Origin of the sequence: Pseudovibrio flavus, from assembly GCF_009711345.1 — a bacterium.
In the GTDB taxonomy this organism is placed as follows: Bacteria; Pseudomonadota; Alphaproteobacteria; order Rhizobiales; family Stappiaceae; genus Pseudovibrio; species Pseudovibrio flavus.
In genome coordinates this window covers 1-2,046 of record NZ_SMMA01000028.1, presented here as the reverse complement: position 1 = coordinate 2,046, position 2,046 = coordinate 1, and the positions used below count along the sequence as shown (strand labels likewise).

The 2,046-nt window shown below is 47.9% G+C and carries 3 protein-coding genes; all 3 read right to left on the bottom strand.

Annotated features, from left to right (window positions below; translation table 11 throughout):
- Positions 1-149 precede the first annotated feature (149 nt).
- Genes E1162_RS00125 through E1162_RS00115 form a run of 3 tightly spaced genes read right to left on the bottom strand, consistent with a single transcriptional unit; the run spans position 150 to position 1,756 of the window.
- Positions 150-992 carry an SAM-dependent methyltransferase gene (locus tag E1162_RS00125; protein WP_155125413.1) on the bottom strand — a complete coding sequence of 281 codons (843 nt, stop codon included), beginning with the start codon at positions 990-992 and terminating at the stop codon, positions 150-152.
- Between the two features lie 60 nt (positions 993-1,052).
- Entirely contained in the window at positions 1,053-1,451 is a 399-nt protein-coding gene (locus E1162_RS00120) for a VOC family protein (RefSeq protein WP_155125412.1), read from the bottom strand.
- A complete protein-coding gene (locus E1162_RS00115) occupies positions 1,448-1,756 on the bottom strand; it encodes an ArsR/SmtB family transcription factor (protein ID WP_155125411.1) in 309 nt (102 codons plus the stop codon). Before E1162_RS00115 ends, E1162_RS00120 begins: the two co-directional genes overlap by 4 nt.
- Between the last annotated feature and the right edge of the window lie 290 nt (positions 1,757-2,046).

The window sequence follows — 2,046 nt, the reverse complement described above, 5'->3', positions numbered from 1 at the left end:
ATTTCATAATGAGCTAAATGGCATCCCCCCCGGATCGAACACGATAAGTAGAACCGTAACCCGCCGACGGTTTAAAAACGCGGTGTAAGTGAGGGGCTACGGCTCCCTGATGCGCCGGAGCTCGGGCCTTAGGACGGCCTGCAAGCTCTTCAGGCTCTCACGGCTACTACTGCAAATTCTGCATGCTGGTCGCAGTAGGGGCTTCCAGCCACATCCTTCAAGATGAGCTTTACCGCAAACCCTGCAGCTGCGAGCTCCTCCTTCAACTTCTCAGGGCTGAAATACTGTAGCCAGTTGTAGACGGTCTCTTCCTTACCGTTTGCTTGAAAGATGCTGTACTTATCCAGCACCACAGCCTCATCATCATACTTCCATGTATTCACGAAGCAGTAGTAGTCATCCTCGCACCAGAAGCGGTTCAGCTGGTTTTTCTCATAGAAGGCTGTCTCTTCACGCGCTGCGTATCCGGCCATGGAGTACACATCCAGCAAAATAGCCCCGTCATCCTTAAGGCACTCACGAAACTTAGCCAGCAACACCTTGCGCTGCGCAGGACTTAACGCGCAGAAGTCACACATGATCATGGTAATCAAATCAAACTGCTCTTGGCTTTGAAATTCAAGATAGTTCGTTTGAACATAATTGATAGGCAACTGCGCGAGCTGCGCCTGTTCACGAGCATAAGCCAAAGAGTTGGCAGAAAAATCCAGTCCCGTTACCTTCGCCCCCGTTTTAGCAAGACGAGTGGTATAAAGCCCCGGACCGCAGCCGAAGTCACAAAGCGACTTGCCTTCGCCAAGATCAAAGTGCTCACCAATCCACGTAGCAGAGCGATTGATGAACTCCATATTTCGGGAAGAAACATCAATGCCTTCATTCAGATGAAAGGCCAGCATCTGTTTTGAGCGGTAATCGTCAGCCCATAAAGCATCGGCCGTATAGACCTCAAACGCAGCTGGTTTTTCGTTTATTTTCTTAAGCTTATCGAACATGTTTGATGGCCGTGTAGAGGAAACAGTGAAGGCGAGGGCGCAGTGCTCTAAAGTCGTTGATTACCCAGCAACGCCCACTATCTCGATCAACTGAATAAGGTTGCCGCAGGTATCATCAAAAACCGCCATACGAACCGGCCCTGCATCCATTGGTTCAACAGTGAAGGTCACGCCCAGTTCGCCCAGTCTGTTCCTCTCTGCGGCAAGATCTTGGACCTGAAATGAATGAGCGGGAATTCCGTCACGAACGAGTGCTTTCTTATAGGGCGCCACAGCAGGGTGATCACTTGGCTCAAGAAGCAATTCCGTACCATTGAGATCCTCGCCTGATACAACCGTCAACCAACGATGCTCTCCGAGAGGAATATTGTTTTTAACCTCAAAGCCAAGAACATCAGTATAAAATTTTTCGGCCTTGTCCTGATCATCGACATGGATGCTGGTCACATAGACTTTCATGTTTTTGGTCCGTCCTTTCTAAATTCCATCAGCCACGACGCAGCCTCTATATGACCGTCAGTGACACTCAATGAATGAGCCTTCGTTCTGCCTTTCCATGTCGTCTCGATTAGACCGGCTTTTTCTAATACAGCAAGGTGCTGGGAGACCGTCTGTCGCGACAAAGCGACACCATCTGATGCAACCGATGCCGCGCACAGCTCGAACAACGACTGAGCAGATTGCTTGCTCAGGTATTCGATAATGCGGCGGCGCGTACTATCCGATAGAGCTTTGAAGATGAGGTTGAGCTGATCGTCTGTCATTTGCCTAATATGCTGTAAGTTTACTGCATGTCAATATAGGGGTTTAGACTGATCGATCAGTCACAGCCTTGGCGCCAGAACGCCTACTCCAACACCATTTCGCACTCTCAAAGAGTTAGCACCTCTCGGCTAAGTCTCTTTGGGCTCATTAGGCGCCATCGTTAGGGAAATATTATTTTCGCTAAATCAATATTATGGAATATAAAGTTGATTTATTGAAATGTTGCAGATTACATCTTATTGGATACTAATAACAAAATAACTATTATTATAATTAATTTCCGATAATT

What these genes read in the sequence shown, in the direction of transcription:
- E1162_RS00120 (WP_155125412.1), bottom strand. Translation starts at nt 1,451, where the DNA reads ATGAAAGTCTATGTGACCAGCATCCATGTCGATGATCAGGACAAGGCC.
- E1162_RS00125 (WP_155125413.1), bottom strand. Translation starts at nt 992, where the DNA reads ATGTTCGATAAGCTTAAGAAAATAAACGAAAAACCAGCTGCGTTTGAG.
- E1162_RS00115 (WP_155125411.1), bottom strand. Translation starts at nt 1,756, where the DNA reads ATGACAGACGATCAGCTCAACCTCATCTTCAAAGCTCTATCGGATAGT.